The sequence below is a fragment of the Streptomyces flavidovirens DSM 40150 genome, from assembly GCF_000429085.1.
GTDB classification, from domain to species: Bacteria; Actinomycetota; Actinomycetes; order Streptomycetales; family Streptomycetaceae; genus Streptomyces; species Streptomyces flavidovirens.
On record NZ_AUBE01000013.1, the window covers coordinates 65,926 to 83,235 of the forward strand.

General features: G+C 70.7%; 10 protein-coding genes. 9 read left to right on the forward strand and 1 reads right to left on the reverse strand.

Annotation, left to right across the window (positions count from 1 at the left end; genetic code table 11):
* Positions 1-17: 17 nt before the first annotated feature.
* From G412_RS0119025 to G412_RS0119040, 4 genes are all read left to right on the forward strand, one after another.
* Positions 18-1,943 carry a TIGR03960 family B12-binding radical SAM protein gene (locus tag G412_RS0119025; RefSeq protein ID WP_028813457.1) on the forward strand — a complete coding sequence of 642 codons (1,926 nt, stop codon included), beginning with the start codon at positions 18-20 and terminating at the stop codon, positions 1,941-1,943.
* Positions 1,944-2,063: 120 nt separating this feature from the next.
* A complete protein-coding gene (locus G412_RS0119030) occupies positions 2,064-3,260 on the forward strand; it encodes a hypothetical protein (RefSeq protein ID WP_028813458.1) in 1,197 nt (398 codons plus the stop codon).
* A gap of 129 nt (positions 3,261-3,389) precedes the next feature.
* Positions 3,390-4,172 (forward strand): TIGR03936 family radical SAM-associated protein, encoded by a 783-nt coding sequence (locus G412_RS0119035; RefSeq protein ID WP_028813459.1) that lies wholly within the window; start codon positions 3,390-3,392, stop codon positions 4,170-4,172.
* Positions 4,173-4,402: 230 nt separating this feature from the next.
* Complete coding sequence (locus G412_RS0119040) at positions 4,403-8,512, forward strand: Rne/Rng family ribonuclease (RefSeq protein WP_028813460.1); 4,110 nt, start codon at positions 4,403-4,405, stop codon at positions 8,510-8,512.
* Positions 8,513-8,590: 78 nt separating this feature from the next.
* Here the strand turns inward: G412_RS0119040 and G412_RS37265 are convergent, their stop codons facing one another.
* Complete coding sequence (locus G412_RS37265) at positions 8,591-10,594, reverse strand: glycosyltransferase (protein ID WP_244283122.1); 2,004 nt, start codon at positions 10,592-10,594, stop codon at positions 8,591-8,593.
* Positions 10,595-11,033: 439 nt separating this feature from the next.
* Between G412_RS37265 and rplU the strand changes: the two genes are divergently transcribed.
* The 5 genes from rplU to G412_RS0119070 all read left to right on the forward strand — a co-directional run bounded on the left by rplU (position 11,034) and on the right by G412_RS0119070 (position 17,186).
* Positions 11,034-11,354, forward strand: coding sequence for a 50S ribosomal protein L21 (gene rplU, locus G412_RS0119050; protein ID WP_028813461.1), 321 nt, complete (start codon positions 11,034-11,036; stop codon positions 11,352-11,354).
* Between the two features lie 11 nt (positions 11,355-11,365).
* A complete protein-coding gene (rpmA, locus tag G412_RS0119055; RefSeq protein ID WP_028813462.1) occupies positions 11,366-11,623 on the forward strand; it encodes a 50S ribosomal protein L27 in 258 nt (85 codons plus the stop codon).
* A gap of 132 nt (positions 11,624-11,755) precedes the next feature.
* Positions 11,756-13,189, forward strand: a complete 1,434-nt coding sequence (obgE, locus tag G412_RS0119060; RefSeq protein ID WP_028813463.1) for a GTPase ObgE — start codon at positions 11,756-11,758, stop codon at positions 13,187-13,189.
* A 241-nt stretch (positions 13,190-13,430) separates the two neighbouring features.
* Positions 13,431-14,930, forward strand: coding sequence for a bifunctional cytidylyltransferase/SDR family oxidoreductase (locus tag G412_RS0119065; protein WP_028813464.1), 1,500 nt, complete (start codon positions 13,431-13,433; stop codon positions 14,928-14,930).
* Positions 14,931-15,062: 132 nt separating this feature from the next.
* Positions 15,063-17,186 carry a hypothetical protein gene (locus G412_RS0119070; RefSeq protein WP_028813465.1) on the forward strand — a complete coding sequence of 708 codons (2,124 nt, stop codon included), beginning with the start codon at positions 15,063-15,065 and terminating at the stop codon, positions 17,184-17,186.
* Positions 17,187-17,310: the final 124 nt, after the last annotated feature.

Sequence of the window (17,310 nt, forward strand, 5' to 3'; positions counted from 1 at the left end):
CTCATGAGAGACACACGATGCCTGTCGAGTCGGTCTTCCCACGCCTGGAAGCGCTTCTCCCGCATGTCCAGAAGCCGATCCAGTACGTCGGCGGCGAACTCAACTCCACCGTCAAGGACTGGGACGCCACGGACGTCCGGTGGGCGCTCATGTACCCCGACGCGTACGAGGTCGGGCTGCCCAACCAGGGCGTCATGATCCTTTACGAGGTGCTCAACGAGCGCGAAGGGGTCCTGGCCGAGCGCACGTACAGCGTGTGGCCGGACCTCGAAGCGCTCATGCGCGAGCACGAGGTCCCGCAGTTCACGGTGGACGCGCACCGGCCCGTCAAGGCGTTCGACGTCTTCGGGCTCAGCTTCTCCACCGAGCTCGGCTACACCAACATGCTCACCGCCCTGGACCTGGCGGGCATCCCGCTGGAGTCCAAGGACCGTACGCTCGACGACCCGATCGTCCTCGCGGGCGGGCACGCCGCGTTCAACCCCGAGCCGATCGCGGACTTCATCGACTGCGCGGTGATCGGTGACGGCGAGCAGGCCGTCCTGGAGATCACCGAGATCATCCGCGCCTGGAAGGCCGAGGGCCGCCCCGGCGGGCGTGACGAGGTGCTCTTCCGGCTGAGCAAGACCGGCGGCGTGTACGTGCCCCGGTTCTACGACGTCGAGTACCTGCCCGACGGCCGCATCGCCCGCGTCGTACCGAACCGCTCCGGCGTGCCGTGGCGCGTGTCCAAGCACACCGTCATGGACCTCGACGAGTGGCCCTACCCCAAGCAGCCCCTCGTCCCCCTCGCCGAGACCGTCCACGAGCGGATGTCCGTCGAGATCTTCCGCGGCTGCACCCGCGGCTGCCGTTTCTGCCAGGCCGGCATGATCACGCGCCCCGTGCGGGAGCGAAGCATCACCGGCATCGGCGACATGGTGGAGAAGGGCCTCAAGGCGACCGGCTTCGAGGAGGTCGGCCTGCTGTCGCTGTCCTCGGCCGACCACACCGAGATCGCGGACGTCGCCAAGGGCCTTGCGGACCGGTACGAGGAAGACAAGATCGGCCTCTCGCTGCCGTCGACCCGCGTGGACGCCTTCAACATCGACCTCGCCAACGAGCTGACCAGGAACGGCCGCAGGTCCGGCCTGACCTTCGCTCCCGAGGGCGGTTCGGAGCGTATCCGCAAGGTCATCAACAAGATGGTCTCCGAAGAGGACCTCATCCGGACGGTCTCGACGGCGTACGGCAACGGCTGGCGCCAGGTGAAGCTGTACTTCATGTGCGGCCTGCCCACCGAGACCGACGAGGACGTGCTCCAGATCGGCGACATGGCCGTCAAGGTCATCGCCGAGGGCCGCAAGGTCTCCGGTCAGAACGACATCCGCTGCACCGTCTCCATCGGCGGCTTCGTACCCAAGCCGCACACCCCCTTCCAGTGGGCCCCGCAGCTCTCCGCCGAGGAGACGGACGCCCGCCTGGAGAAGCTGCGGGACAAGATCCGCGGCGACAAGAAGTACGGCCGTTCCATCGGCTTCCGCTACCACGACGGCAAGCCCGGCATCGTCGAGGGACTCCTCTCGCGCGGCGACCGGCGCATCGGCTCCGTCATCCGCGCGGTCTACGAGGGCGGCGGCCGCTTCGACGGCTGGCGCGAGTATTTCTCGTACGACCGCTGGATGGACGCCGCTGCGAAGACGCTGCCGGACTTCGGTGTGGACGTCGACTGGTACACCACGCGTGAGCGTACGTACGAGGAGGTCCTGCCCTGGGACCACCTGGACTCCGGTCTCGACAAGGACTGGCTCTGGGAGGACTGGCAGGACTCGCTCGACGAGACCGAGGTCGAGGACTGCCGCTGGACCCCGTGCTTCGACTGCGGTGTCTGCCCGCAGATGGACACGCAGATCCAGATCGGCCCGACGGGCAAGAAGCTGCTGCCGCTGACGGTGGTCAAGTAGCGGTGACGCACGTCGAAGGCCCGGCCGGGGAAAGCCCCTCGGCTGGGCCTTCGTGTGTTACGGATCAGCATCGGGCTCCGAATCCGGATCCGGACGGCGGGCTGACGCGTCTATCCGGGCATGGACTTCGAAAAGCAGCCGCCGCGGCCGCAGCCGCCCGCGCCGCGGCGTGAGGTGCCGCAGGCCGAGGGCTGTCTGACCGCCGTCATCAGGGTTCCGGTGCGCATCGTCGTGCTGGTCCTGGTGGTTCCCGTGCGGATGGTGTGGGACCTGCTCGCCGTCTGCGGGAAAGCGGTCGGCCGCGCGCTCGGCGCGGTCCTCCAACTGCTGGTCGTGACACCGCTGGTGTGGTGGTACCGGAAGGTCGTCGTCCCCGTCGCCAAGGTGCTCGGACACGTCGCGCACGCCCTGCTCGTCATGCCCTGGGTGCTGCTGTGGAAGTACGTCGTGGTGCCCGTCGTCCGGTACGGCATCGTGGCACCGGCGGTGTGGCTGTACCGGCAGGTGCTGACCCCGGCCGGGCACGGAATCGCCTGGCTCGGGCGCACCGTCGGGCACGCGCTCGCGGCCGCCGCGCGTGCCGTGGGCACGGCAGTGGCCCGGTTGGTCAGGGTGCTCGTCGTGGTGCCGGTGGTGTGGCTGTACGAGAACGTCCTCACCCCGGTCGGGCGCGTGCTCGCGTGGGTGGGCAAGGCGGTGTTCGTGTGGCCGTGGGTGGCGCTGTGGCGGTACGTTCTCGCGCCGCTGGGCCGGGGCATCGCCTGGCTGGGCGCCGGTCTCGGGCGCGGGCTGGCCTGGTGCGTCATGACGGTCCTGGTGCGGCCCGTCGCGTGGCTCTGGCGCGCGGTGCTGGTGCCGGCCGGGCGCGAGACCGCTGCCGCGTTCGGGCACGCCTGGCGCATCGCCGGGTACATCTCGCGGGCCGTCGGGCGCGCGCTGAAGTGGCTCGGGTGGAATCTGGTGGGCCGGCCGGTGCGCTGGGTGTGGCTCGGTGTGTGCACGCCGGTGGGGCACTGGGTGCGCGACACCCTCTGGGCGCCGGTGAAGCGGGCGGGCCTCGAAGCCGGCCGGGCGGCGCGCGGGGCGCTGCGCAGCGCACGTGAAACGGTGCGCCAGGCCCGGCGCGACGCGTGGCGCGCCCTCGTCGGGGGCCCCGCGGACACCCGGCCGGCGGCGGACCCCGGTGCGGGCCCCGCCGAGGCCGTGAAACCGGTGCGGACTCCTGCGCGTACTCTGGGTAGTAAGACCACTGCCCCCAGCGCGGCACCCGCGTCCGAGATCTCCCTGCTTGGCGGAAGCACAGCCAGCCAGGGGTGAGCCGGCCGCCGGGACGCCAGGGGGCGACCCCCACGCCGGAAGGGCGACGCGCGGACAGCGCGCCGCCCCGCACGAGGAGAAGAACCACTGGGCAAGCGACAGCCCGAAGGCCCGCCGCCCGCACCGGCGGTGCAGCGCATCCGACTGCGCTACACCAAGCGCGGCCGCCTCCGGTTCACCAGCCACCGTGACTTCCAGCGCGCGTTCGAGCGGGCGCTGCGACGCGCCGACGTGCCCATGGCGTACTCGGCCGGCTTCACCCCGCACCCGAAGGTCTCGTACGCCAATGCCGCACCCACCGGTACGGGCAGCGAGGCCGAGTACCTGGAGATCGCACTGACCGCCACGCGCGACGCCGACGAGCTGCGCGAGCTGCTCGACGAGTCGCTCCCGGACGGGCTCGACATCACGGACGCGGTCGAAGCCCGTACGTCGGGTCTCGCCGACCGGCTGCAGGCTTCCGTATGGGAGATGCGCCTCGACGGTGTCGCTCCCGAAGACGCGGAGAAGGCCGTCGAAGCCTTCCTCGCCGCTGAGAGCGTCGAGGTCCAGCGCCGTACCAAGAACGGCATGCGGTCCTTCGACGCACGCAGCGCCGTTGCGGATCTCCAGGCCGTTCGTCCACCGTCCGATAGGCCGGACGACAAGCCCTGTGCGATACTGCGGCTGGTTGTTCGGCATTTGACACCCGCCGTACGACCCGACGACGTCCTGTCCGGTCTCCGAGCTGTGGCCGACCTGGCGCCGCCGGTCCCCGCAGCGGTGACCAGGCTGGCGCAGGGGCTCTTCGACGAGGAGTCCGGCACGGTGACCGACCCGCTCGCGCCCGACCGCGAGGCAGTCACGGCCGCCCCACCCACGGCCGCCGGACTGACCGCCGCGAAGGCGCCGGAAGGTGCAGGTTCCGCGTAGGGCGGTCGTCGTAGCGCAGCCCTGGTACTCGGGAGCCACCTGGGTCGGGCCGCGCACTGACCAGAAGACTTTCGCCAGGCCGTACGCATACCGCATACGGAACCGGCGAGCTAGACAACAGCTCCCGTGCGGCGCCCGCGCCCCGGACGGCGGTACCGCGCTCATCGCGCGGACCGGACCGGACCGGAATCAGGTGTGGCGCCCGGGAGCGTGACGGGAGAACCGCCCGCATGCTTGAGCCGAACGATTCCACTGAGCCCTCGGCAGGTACCGCGCGTACCACCGGGGACAACGACAACAACTCGCCCAGCGACACGCTGCCGCCGCGCCGCCGGCGCCGCGCCGCCTCGCGCCCTGCCGGTCCGCCGGCCGGTGACGCCAAGGCCGTAGTGACCGCCGAGACTGTAGAGGCCGCGGCTCCGGCCATACCGGCCGGAGAGGGTGCCGCCGTGAGCGAGCCCGCACAGAGCACAGAGTCCACACAGAACACAGCGTCCGCACAGCCCGCGGAGAGCGCCGAGGCCGCTCCGCCGGCCCGTACGCGCCGCCGTGCCACCCGCAAGGCGACCGCGCCCGCCGGTGCGCCGAAGCCCGCCGAGGTGGAGGAGGCGCCCGCGGCCCCCGCCGCCGCCGAGGCTCCCGCCGGGACGCCCGCCGCGGACGAGGCCGCTGCGCCGGCCCGTACGCGCCGCCGTGCGACACGCAAGGCGACGGCTCCGGCCGGTGCGCCGAAGGGTGAGGAGACGGCCGCGGCCGAGGTTGAGCCCGCTGCCGCGCCGGAGCCGGCCGCCGAGCCCGCGGCTGCCGCCGAGGTCGCGGAGGAGGCCGCTGCGCCGGCCCGTACGCGTCGCCGTGCCACCCGTAAGGCGACCGCGCCCGCCGGTGCGCCGAAACCCGCCGAGGCCGAGGCCGCCGTGGAGGCACAGGCCCCTGCGGCTCCCGCCGCCGAAGCCCCTGCCCCGGCCGCCCCGGTGGCCGATGAGGCTGCCGAAGAGGCGCCGCGTGGGCGTGGCCGTCGCCGTGCGACCCGTAAGGCGACCGCGCCCGCCGGTGCGCCGAAGCCCGCCGAGGCCGAAGCCGTGGCCGAGGAGGCGCCTGCCGCCGAGCCCGCCCCCGTGGAGCCCGTCGCCGAGCAGGCCGAAGAGGCGCCCCGTGGCCGTACGCCGCGCCGTCGCACAGGTCGTAAGGCCGCCGACGAGGCCGCTGCCGCTGAGGTGGCTGCCCCGAAGCCCGCCGCCGCTGCCGCCGAGGAGCCGACGCGTTCGCGCCGCCGTGCGACGCGGCCCGCCGTGGCCGTGTTCCAGGCCCCGGTCTTCACCGAGCCGATGTTCCAGACCCCCGAGACGGCTGCCGCTGCCGCCGCCGCCCGGGTGAACGAGCCGGACTTCATCGAGGACGTGGAAGAGGAAGAGGAGGCGGAGGAGACCGTCACCATCGAGGCCCCTCCCGCGCCCCAGGCCGCACCGCGCGGCCGCCGTCGCCGTCGCCGCGGTGAGCCCGCCGAGGACGAGCGCGCGGAGCGTGCCGAGCGGCCCGAGCGCGCCGTCGAGCCGGCGCCGCAGCCCGAGGAGCCGGCCGAGGCCCTTGAGGAAGAGCCCGAGGAAGAGGCGCACGACGAGTCCGAGGAGGCCGAGGACCGCAGGGCGCGCCGCCGTCGCCGCGGTGGCCGTCGCCGCCGCCGTGGCGAGCTCGCCGACACGGAGGAGGCCGAGGAGCAGGAGACCTCCGAGGAGGCCGCCGCCGAGCGGGCAGAGGAGGAGGAAGAGCGCGCCGAGGAGGACGAGGACGACCAGGCGGGTGCGGGTTCGGCGTCCAGCCGTCGCCGCCGCCGTCGTCGCCGTCGCAGCGGTGACGCGGCCGCCGAGGCCGAGGCGAACGGCGTCGACGACCCGGAGCGTACGGTCGTCAAGGTCCGCGAGCCACGGGAACGGCGCGGGAAGGAAGCAGCGGAGCGCGAGCCGGGCACCGGCTTCGACGAGGTCCAGTCCATCAAGGGCTCGACCCGTATGGAGGCGAAGAAGCAGCGCCGCCGTGAGGGCCGTGAGCAGGGCCGCCGTCGCGTCCCGATCATCACCGAGGCCGAGTTCCTGGCGCGCCGCGAGGCCGTCGAGCGCGTGATGGTCGTACGCCAGAACGGCGACCGCACCCAGATCGGCGTGCTCGAGGACAACATCCTCGTCGAGCACTACGTCAACAAGGAGCAGTCGACCTCGTACGTCGGCAACGTCTACCTGGGCAAGGTCCAGAACGTACTGCCGTCGATGGAGGCCGCCTTCGTCGACATCGGCAAGGGCCGCAACGCCGTCCTGTACGCCGGTGAAGTGAACTTCGACGCGCTGGGCATGGGCCACGGCCCCCGCCGCATCGAGAGCGCCCTCAAGTCCGGCCAGTCGGTCCTCGTGCAGGTCACGAAGGACCCGATCGGCCACAAGGGCGCCCGCCTCACCAGCCAGGTGTCGCTGCCCGGCCGCTACCTGGTGTACGTGCCCGAGGGCTCGATGACCGGCATCAGCCGCAAGCTGCCCGACACCGAGCGCGCGCGTCTGAAGACGATCCTCAAGAAGATCGTTCCCGAGGACGCGGGCGTCATCGTGCGCACCGCCGCCGAGGGCGCGAGCGAGGACGAGCTGCGCCGCGACGTCGAGCGTCTGCAGCAGCAGTGGGAGGACATCCAGAAGAAGTCGAAGAGCACCGGCGCGACCAGTGGTCCGACGCTGCTCTACGGCGAGCCGGACATGACCGTCCGCGTCGTGCGCGACATCTTCAACGAGGACTTCTCGAAGGTCATCGTCAGCGGTGACGACGCGTGGCAGACCATCCACGGCTACGTCAACCACGTCGCCCCGGACCTGACGGACCGGCTGTCGCGCTGGACGTCGGAGGTCGACGTCTTCGCGACGTACCGGATCGACGAGCAGCTGATGAAGGCGCTGGACCGCAAGGTCTACCTGCCGAGCGGCGGTTCGCTGGTCATCGACAAGACCGAGGCGATGATCGTCGTCGACGTCAACACCGGCAAGTTCACCGGTCAGGGCGGCAACCTCGAAGAGACCGTGACCAGGAACAACCTGGAGGCGGCCGAGGAGATCGTGCGTCAGCTTCGGCTGCGCGACCTGGGCGGCATCGTCGTCATCGACTTCATCGACATGGTCCTGGAGTCGAACCGCGATCTGGTGCTGCGGCGTCTGCTGGAGTGCCTGGGACGCGACCGTACGAAGCACCAGGTCGCCGAGGTCACGTCGCTGGGCCTGGTCCAGATGACCAGGAAGCGTGTGGGCCAGGGTCTCCTGGAGTCCTTCTCCGAGACCTGCGTCCACTGCAACGGCCGTGGTGTGATCGTGCACATGGAGCAGCCGACCGCCGTGGGCGGCGGTGGCGGCGGCAAGCGCGCGAAGAAGCGCGGCCGTGGTGCCGAGGCCGAGCACGAGCACGTGGAGCCGGTCGAGATCGAGGCCGAAGCCGAGGTGGAGACCGAGGCTGAGCTCGCCGCCGAGGTGGCAGCGCCGGTGGCGCTTCCCGAGCCCGAGTTCGTGCCTGACGAGGAGCTGTACAGCAGCGCCGCCGAGGCGGAGGCGGCTGCCGGCCGTGGGCGTTCGCGCCGTCGTGCGTCGCGCAAGGCTACGGCCCCGGCCGGTGCGCCGAAGGCGGCGGAGCCGGTATCCGTACCGGAGCCGGTGTCCGTTCCGGAGCCGGCCGCCGTCGCGGAGCCCGAGCCCGCGGCGGAGCCGGTGGTCGAGCCCGCGCCCGAGCCCGTCGTGCAGGAGGCTGCCCCGGCCCGTACGCGGCGCCGTGCGACGCGTAAGGCGACGGCTCCGGCCGGTGCGCCGAAGACCGCCGAGGCCCCCGTGGCCGGGGAAGTCCTGGTCGTCGCTCCGGCCCCCGTGGTGGCAGAGCCCAAGGCCGCTGAGCCGGTGGCCGGGGCCCCGGTGGCCGAGGCCCCGGCCGAGGAGCCCGCAGCGGCGGCTCCGCCGCGTGCGCGCCGTCGTGCGACGCGCAAGGCGTCCGCACCGGCGGGATCGCCCAAGGGCGCCGAAGAGGCGGCCGTGCTGGTCGTCGAGGCACCGGTGACCGAAAAGGGCGCCGGGGCCGAGTCCGGTGCTGAAGCCGGTACCGAGGCCGAGGCCGAGGTCGCGGCTCCCGCCAAGAAGGCGGCTCGCAAGACGGCCGCCAAGAAGGCACCCGCGAAGAAGACGGCGGCCAAGAAGACGGCAGCCAAGAAGACGACGGCGAAGAAGACGACGGCGAAGAAGACGACGGCCAAGAAGGCGTCGGCTTCGAAGAAGACCTCGGCCGCGGAGCAGCAGCCGCAGTCGGCGGTCTCGGCTCCCACCGAGGACTGACCTCAGGGACGCGCCGCACAACGCCCGAGGGCCGCCCCCCGTCATTGGGGGGGCGGCCCTCGGGCGTTGGCGCCGGCGTCAGCGCTTCAGACGCCCCGCCAGGGCCTTGCCCACCCGGACCCGGTCGACGCGCACGGCGAACCGCTCACTGCCCGCGGTCGGCACGGCGTACCAGGGCAGGCCGAACCGTCGCCACCGGCCGGCCGCCATGCCCCGGCGTGCCGGTACGGCCACGAGCCACGAGGCGCCGCCCGCCCCCGCCAGCCGCAGGGACGCCGTCCAGGTGCCTGCCGCGAGGCCGGAGAGGGGAACGTACGCGGTGAAACCCTTGTCGCCGCGGCGGGTCACGGGGAAGTCGGTGAACCCGCCCTCCTCGTTGCCCAGGCGCACGCTCAGCGCGTCGAGCGGCAGCGTGGCCAGCTTCCAGGAGCCGGTGATCTCCAGTGTCGCGGCGTCGGTCTTCGACCAGGCGACACCGTCGACGCGGAGCTTGTCGCTGACGAGGTGCTTGTTCTCGCCGACGTCGACGGTCAGGTTGCTGTACGGCTTGGTGAAGTAGAGAGCGACGGCCATGGTGTCGTCGCCCCGGCCCACGACATGCGTGGCCGGTCTGGCGTCGACCTCGGGGAGACGCCGGTGGCCGAACCGGATCTCGCGGGTGACGCCGTCGGTGTCGAGTGCGACGAAGACGTCCCACAGCCCGCGCGGCAGCCGCTCACCACCGGCGACGGTGCTGAGGTCGGCGGTCACGCAGAAGCCCGCGCCGGTGTAGGAGTACGCCCCGCCGTCCTCGTCCGCGCCCAGCCCGTCCACCGCCACGGGCTGTGCCGGTACGCGGTGCTCGGCCTTGCTGTCCCGCTCGCGCAGCACCAGCTCGGCGCCGGTGCGCAGGCCCGGCACGCGGCGCAGATAGGCGTGGCCGGTCAGGGTCAGCCGGGTGCCTTCGAGGGACACGGAGTCGAGCCGGTGCCGCGCCTGTAGCTCGCGGGTGATGTCGTAGCAGTCGTCGGGGATGCCGGCCTCGGGGTCGCGGAAGAACGGCAGACGGGCGTACGCCCGGCCGTCCTCCACCAGGATCTCGGGGGAGGTGCCGGCGGCCCGGTGGGCCTTGTCCGCGCGCTCCAGCACGAGCAGTTCGTCGAGCAGGCCGCGCAGGACCAGCTCCGAGCGCAGCCGGGTGATGGCGTTGACGCGGGTCCTGAGCGAGTCGGGGTACGAGCCCGACAGCATCTCGCGCAGTTCGCCGAGGTGCTTCTCCTGCACCGCCCGGTCGGTCTCGCGCTCGAGGTGCAGCAGCGCGTGGTACATGTCGATCGTCAGGTGGCGGTGCATCAGTACGTCGCGGTCCGGTCCCGGCGGGACGTTCTCCTCGACGAAGTCGATCATCATCCGCAGTGCGCGGATGCGCTGGCCCGCGCCGTGCGTGGTGACGGTGATGTTCTGGCCGTCGTCGCGCCTGACGATGAAGAGGCACTCGTAGTCGGCGACGACCGAGATGCCGTCGGCGCGCAGGTAGGCGAGGGCGGTGAAGAGCTGGTCCTCGCACACCTTGTAGCCGGTGGGGAAGCGCAGTCCGTGACGCTCGACGAAGTCGCGGCGGAACAGCTTGAGCGGGTTGAGCGCCCAGTACACGCGGGAGTTGAAGACATCGGTGCGCGGCTGGTTGCGTACGAACATCGAGGCGGGCGCGCCGCGTCCGTTGACACCGACCATCTTGCCGAGCACGACATCTGTCCGGTTGGTCTCGGCAGCCGCGAGCATCCGCTCCAGCGTCTCTTCGCCGAGGTAGTCGTCCGCGTCGAGGAAGAAGACGTACCGGCCCTTCGCGCGGTCGAGTCCCACATTGCGCGGGGCGGAGGGGCCGCCGGAGTTCTCCTGGTGAACGACCTGGAAGAGTCCCGGATAGTCGGCGGCGAACCGCTCCAGCTCCTTGCCCGTGGTGTCGGTGGAGCCGTCGTTGACCGTGATGATCTCCATGCGGTCGTGTCCGATCGTCTGCCCGACGACCGACGCGAGGGTCCGCGACAGATAGGGCATGGCGTTGTACGCACCGATGATCACGGATATGTCTGGGGTGGTCACTCGTTGTTCCCGTTTCGTGCGGCTCGGTGAGCTCTGCCGCGATCGCGGGAAGCGTCGGCCGCCGTGGTCGGCTCTTGCGGGAGCTGTGGATGCGAGGCGTGCTGTACGTGAAGGTACTGCACGTGTGCGAGAAGTGAACGACAGTACTGGCCTTCGGTGGTGGCGTGTCTCGCCGGCGCCGCAGACCCCGCGCCGTGGCGATCTCGCGGCATCGCGGGGCGGGTGGGGTGCGCCGGGGCCGGTTTGACCCCTCAAGTCAGGGACCGTACTCTTGACCGTCGGCGTGTTTCTGTGCACGCCATCTCCTGAGCACCTCCCTTCCGGCACTCCTTCGGAGAGCCGTTAGAGGCCGCTCGTCCATTCGGATTCGTCGCGGGCCTCACGGCCCGTGCGAGCGGCTGGCATCAGGGGTCCCGTCCCGAGCGAAAGAGAGATCAGCGTGTACGCCATCGTGCGCAGCGGTGGTCGCCAGCACAAGGTTGCTGTCGACGACATCGTTGAGGTTGACAAGATTCCCACGGCCAAGGTTGGCGACACGGTCGAGCTCTCGACCCTGCTCGTTGTCGACGGCGACTCCGTCACCAGCGACCCGTGGGTCCTGGCCGGCATCAAGGTCACCGCCGAGGTCGTGGACCACCACAAGGGTGCCAAGATCGACATCCTTCGGTACAAGAACAAGACCGGCTACCGCCGTCGCCAGGGTCACCGCCAGCAGTACACGGCGATCAAGGTCACCGGTATCCCCACGGCTGCGAAGTAAGGGACTGAGACATGGCACACAAGAAGGGCGCATCGTCCACTCGGAACGGTCGCGATTCCAATGCCCAGCGGCTCGGCGTGAAGCGCTTCGGCGGTCAGGCCGTCAACGCCGGTGAGATCCTGGTCCGTCAGCGCGGCACCCACTTCCACCCGGGCACGGGCGTCGGCCGTGGCGGCGACGACACGCTGTTCGCGCTCGCCGCCGGTGCGGTCGAGTTCGGCACGCACCGTGGCCGCAAGGTTGTGAACATCGTTCCGATCGCCGAGTAATTCCGGCTTTCGTCGAGCGGTACACACAGCACTTTCCGAGGGCGGACGCTCTTTCCCGGGGAACGGGGAAGCGCGGCCGCCCTTGGCGTGTTACGTATGTAGACATTTCCGTATGTACTGGAGGACCCACCCATGACCACCTTCGTGGACCGCGTCGAACTGCATGTCGCCGCGGGTAACGGAGGCCACGGCTGCGCCTCCGTACACCGTGAGAAGTTCAAGCCGCTCGGCGGTCCGGACGGCGGCAACGGCGGGCGTGGCGGCGACGTCACCCTCGTCGTCGACCAGTCCGTGACCACGCTGCTCGACTACCACCACAGCCCCCACCGCAAGGCCACCAACGGCCAGCCCGGCGCGGGCGACAACCGCTCCGGCAAGGACGGCCAGGACCTGATCCTGCCCGTTCCCGACGGCACGGTCGTCATGGACAAGGACGGCAACGTCCTGGCCGACATGGTCGGCCACGGCACGACGTACGTCGCCGGTGAGGGCGGCCGCGGCGGCCTCGGCAACGCGGCGCTGGCCTCGGCCCGCCGCAAGGCGCCGGGCTTCGCGCTGCTCGGTGAGCCGGGCAAGGGCGGCGACATCGTCCTGGAGCTCAAGACCGTCGCCGATGTGGCGCTGGTCGGCTACCCGAGCGCCGGCAAGTCCTCGCTGATCTCGGTGCTGAGCGCGGCCAAGCCGAAGATCGCGGACTACCCGTTCACCACGCTCGTCCCCAACCTCGGTGTCGTCACGGCGGGTTCGACCGTCTACACGATCGCCGACGTCCCCGGCCTGATCCCCGGCGCGAGCCAGGGCCGTGGCCTGGGCCTGGAGTTCCTGCGGCACGTCGAGCGCTGCTCGGTGCTCGTGCACGTGCTGGACACGGCGACGCTGGAGTCCGACCGTGACCCGCTCACCGACCTCGACGTGATCGAGGAGGAGCTGGCGCAGTACGGCGGTCTGGGCGACCGGCCGCGCGTCGTCGTCCTCAACAAGATCGACATTCCGGACGGCAAGGAGCTCGCGGACATGATCCGCCCGGACCTGGAGGCGCGCGGCTACCGCGTCTTCGAGGTGTCGGCGGTCGCGCATCTCGGCCTCAAGGAGCTGTCGTTCGCGCTGGCCGAGGTCGTCTCCAAGGCGCGCGCCGCGAAGCCCAAGGAGGAGTCGACCCGTGTCGTCATCCGTCCGAAGGCCGTCGACGACGCGGGCTTCACGATCACCGAGGAGGACGGCGTCTACCGCGTGCGCGGCGAGAAGCCGGAGCGCTGGGTGCGGCAGACCGACTTCAGCAACGACGAGGCCGTGGGTTACCTCGCGGACCGTCTCAGCCGCCTCGGTGTCGAGGAGAAGCTGATGAAGGCCGGCGCCCGTGCGGGTGACGCGGTCGCGATCGGCCCCGAGGAGAACGCGGTCGTCTTCGACTGGGAGCCGACGGTGATGGCGGGCGCGGAGATGCTCGGCCGCCGTGGCGAGGACCACCGCCTGGACGCCCCGCGTCCGGCGGCGACCCGCCGCAAGGACCGCGAGGCCCAGCGCGACGACTCGCAGCGCGAGTACGACGAGTTCCACCCCTTCTAGGCCGGCACCACTCCCTGTGGCACCACTCCCTGTGGCATCGCTCACCCCGGACGTGTGAACCCGCACTCCCTCCGGGGCGTGCCGCCGGTCGCCGTGCGGGCCCAAGTGTGTGGGCCCGCACGGCGATTGAGCGCGGTGCAGGTTTCGTACAGGTGTCGGCAGAAGGAAGTCCACCTTGCGAGACGGTCACGGAGAGTGCGACCATCACCCTGTCTCCCAGCCCTCGCAAGGTAGGTCGTCTGTGTCTGTGCAGCCCATAGCCAAGCCCCGAACCACAGCAGTCGTGCTCGCCGGTGGTACCGGTCAGCGTGTGGGTCTGTCGATCCCCAAGCAGTTGCTGAAGATCGCGGGCAAGGCGGTCATCGAGCACACGCTGTCGATCTTCGAGCAGGCTGAAGGCATCGACGACATCATCGTTCTGATGGCGCCGGGTTACGTGCCCGACGTCGAGAAGATCGTCGCCAAGGCCGGCCTCACCAAGGTCACCAAGGTCATCGAGGGCGGTTCGACCCGCAACGAGACCACCGAGCGCGCCATCTCGGCGCTCGGCGAGGGTCTCGCCGAGGGCGAGGACCGCAACGTCCTCTTCCACGACGCGGTACGCCCCCTCCTGTCACAGCGTGTGATCCAGGACTGCGTCGACGCGCTGGAGCGCTACGAGGCGGTCGACGTGGCCATCCCGTCCGCGGACACGATCATCGTGACGCGTACGCACGGCGGCGACGGCGAGTTCATCACCGAGGTCCCGGACCGGTCCCGGCTGCGCCGCGGCCAGACCCCGCAGGCCTTCAAGCTGTCGACGATCCGCAAGGCGTACGAGGTCGCGTCCAGTGACCCGAACTTCCAGGCCACCGACGACTGTTCGGTCGTGCTGAAGTACCTGCCGGACGTGCCGATCTACGTCGTCGCGGGCGACGAGTACAACATGAAGGTGACGCAGCCGGTCGACGTCTTCATCGCCGACAAGCTGTTCCAGCTCGCCTCCACCGCGGCCCCGCAGCAGGCCGACGAGGCCGCGTACCGCGAGCTCCTCGCCGGCAAGACGCTGGTCGTCTTCGGTGGTTCGTACGGCATCGGCGCGGACATCGCGACCCTCGCCGAGAGTTACGGCGCCAAGGTGTACGCACTCGGCCGCTCCACCACCGGTACGCACGTCGAGAACCCCGAGCACGTCGACGAGGCCCTGTCGAAGGCGTACGCGGAGACCGGCCGCGTCGACTACGTGATCAACACGGCGGGCGTGCTCCGCATCGGCAAGCTCGCCGAGACGGACAACACGACCATCCAGGAAGCGCTGAACGTCAACTACCTGGCCCCCGTGCAGATCGCCCGCGCCTCGCACAAGTACCTCGCGGAGACCAAGGGCCAGCTGCTGCTCTACACCTCCAGCAGTTACACCCGCGGCCGCGCCGAGTACAGCCTCTACTCCTCCACGAAGGCCGCCATGGTGAACCTCACCCAGGCCCTCGCCGACGAGTGGGCGGCCGACGGCGTGCGCGTCAACTGCGTCAATCCGGAGCGCACGGCGACCCCGATGCGCACCAAGGCGTTCGGTGACGAGCCGGCGGGCTCGCTGCTGTCCTCCGAGGCCGTGGCCCGTACGTCGCTGGACGTGCTGCTCTCGGAGCTCACCGGTCACGTCATCGACGTACGGCAGGTGGACCCGACCCGTGGCGCGTCCGAGGCGTCGGGCTTCGAGCAGGCGCTGGCGGCCGTCCTGGACCGTCAGGAAGATGTGTAATACTGCTTGACAATTAACGATTCGGGCCTCTGTAGTCGCCAACAGCGATTTGCAGAGGCCCGACTTCGTGAAACCCGACTTCACAATCCATTGCACCGTACATAACCGGCACCCCTCTGGAGCAGGTTCTTCGTGATTTCGACCGCCATCCGCCTGGCCCGCGTGGGCAGCGGGTCCGAACTGGCCGCCGCCGCTGTCATCGGCCTCGGGTATCCGTGCGTCATGCTGGCCGCGCTGATCCCGAACCTCTGGTTCTTCGCGGCCGCTGTCGCCGCGACGTACCTCGCGGACCGGCATCTGCACCGGCGCAACAGCTACCTGATCAACCGTCTCAGCAAGGTCCGGGCCGGTCTTCCGATCCGCTTCCTGGTGCGCCAGTTGCTGCTGATCCTGCTGCTGGCCCGGATGCAGCTCGCCGAGCAGACGATCTTCTACGTGACGATCGCGTCCCTCCTGCTCTTCTACGCGCTCCAGGCCCCGCACGGCGCGCTCGTCACGCTGATCCGCCTGCGCCGCAGGATGCCGGTGGTCACCCGCAACATCGACCTCGGCATGCTGAACATCCCGCCGGCCCCGCCCAAGCGGCTGCTGAACCGGTCCGCCGAGAAGATGCTGCACCTCGACGTCTTCGCCGTGGCAGGCGTGCTGATCGCGGTCCAGAGCGGAGCGCACGCGGTCGGTTACGCGGGCCTCGCGATCACGCTGGTCCTGGCCGTCGCCTACGTCGCGGTACTGCTGCCGTACACGCGCCGCGGCCGCCGCGTGCCGCCGGCGGACACCGTCCTGGAGGGCATCGACACCTGGCTGCGCGACTACCGCCCCACCACGGTCCTGTACTTCTCCGGCTCCCGCGAGTCGGCGTACCAGGTCAACATGTGGCTGGAGACGATGAAGCAGCTCGACGGCAGGCCGCTGATCATCCTGCGCGAGCGCCACATCGTGCCGCAGCTCGGCCCGACGTCGGTGCCGGTGATCTGCGTCCCGAGCGCCACCCACCTGATGAACATGGACCTGTCCACGGTCCGCGTCGCGCTCTACGCCGCCAACGTCGGCAAGAACATCCACATGCTGCGCATCCCCACCATGAAGCACGTCTTCATCGGGCACGGCGACAGCGACAAGGTCGCGAGCATCAACCCGTTCAGCAAGGTGTACGACGAGGTGTGGAGCGCGGGCCGGGCCGGCCGCGACCGTTACGCGCTCGCCGACGTCGGTGTCCGCGACGAGGACATCGTCGAAGTGGGCCGCCCGCAGCTCGCCCCGATCCGGACCTGGAGCGGTACGCCGAAGAACCCCGTTCCCACCGTCCTGTACGCCCCCACCTGGGAGGGCTGGGACGACAACCCGGGCAACACCTCGATCCTGCTGGCCGGCGAGAACATCGTCAGGCGCCTGCTGGAGGCCGAGGAGCCGGTCCGGGTGCTCTACAAGCCGCACCCCTTCACCGGGACGCGCAGCACCAGGGCCAAGGCCGTCCACGCCCGTATCACCGCCATGGTGGAGGCGGCGGCCGCCGAGCGCGCCACCGACCCCCGCTGGGCGAAGGACGCCGCCGCGCTCCGGGCCGAGCAGGCCGCGGCGGAGGCCGAGCTGGCCCGCATCGAGGAGCGTCTCGGCGAGCTGGGCGCCTCGGCCAAGGGCGCGCCCAAGAGCGGCAAGGACGAGGCGGAGATGTCCCGTGACGCCCTGCCCGATCCGGCGCGCGAGGCCGAGCTGGCGCAGCTCAGGGACGAGTGGAACGACGCGTACTGGCGCTCGTTCGGGTGGTGGGAGCACCGGGTCATCGCCGGCGCCGAGCCGCGCCTGTACGACTGCTTCAACGAGTCGGACGGCATGGTCTCCGACATCTCCAGCGTGGTGTCGGACTTCATCGCGAGCGGCAAGCCGTACGCCGTGACCGACTCCGCGGAGCTGGGCGTCGAGGAGTTCAAGCAGCAGAACACCGCCGTACGCGCCGCCGTGATCCTCAACAACCGGGCGGAGCAGCTCGGTGAGCTGCTCGCCGCCATCCGGGGCGGCGAGAGCGCCGACCCGCTGGCGGAGGCGCGGCGCGAGCTGAAGGCGTACCTGCTGGGTCCCGACGAGCCCGCGTCCATCGTGCAGTTCAACGACGCCGTACGGGCCCTGGCGGCCAAGTCCGAGGCCCGCAACCAGGGGGTGGCTCAGCGCACCGGTGTCGAGGCCGCCCTCGCCGCGGCCGACCCGAGCGACTCCGCGCCGGAGTCCACCGGGGCCGACACGACCGTGGTGGGCTGACCCCGGCACGGCGGTCGATACTTGGGCAAAGGTACGAAATCGGCCCGGTAGGGCGTCTTTTGAGACGTTCTGCCGGGCCGCGCGTGTGCGGTGTGGTGAGCATCACGTGGAAAAGTAACGATGG

Bases quoted from the DNA above. Each gene is read 5' to 3' on its own strand.
- G412_RS0119025 (WP_028813457.1), top strand. From the start codon at position 18: ATGCCTGTCGAGTCGGTCTTCCCACGCCTGGAAGCGCTTCTCCCGCAT.
- G412_RS0119030 (WP_028813458.1), top strand. From the start codon at position 2,064: ATGGACTTCGAAAAGCAGCCGCCGCGGCCGCAGCCGCCCGCGCCGCGG.
- G412_RS0119040 (WP_028813460.1), top strand. From the start codon at position 4,403: ATGCTTGAGCCGAACGATTCCACTGAGCCCTCGGCAGGTACCGCGCGT.
- rpmA (WP_028813462.1), top strand. From the start codon at position 11,366: ATGGCACACAAGAAGGGCGCATCGTCCACTCGGAACGGTCGCGATTCC.
- obgE (WP_028813463.1), top strand. From the start codon at position 11,756: ATGACCACCTTCGTGGACCGCGTCGAACTGCATGTCGCCGCGGGTAAC.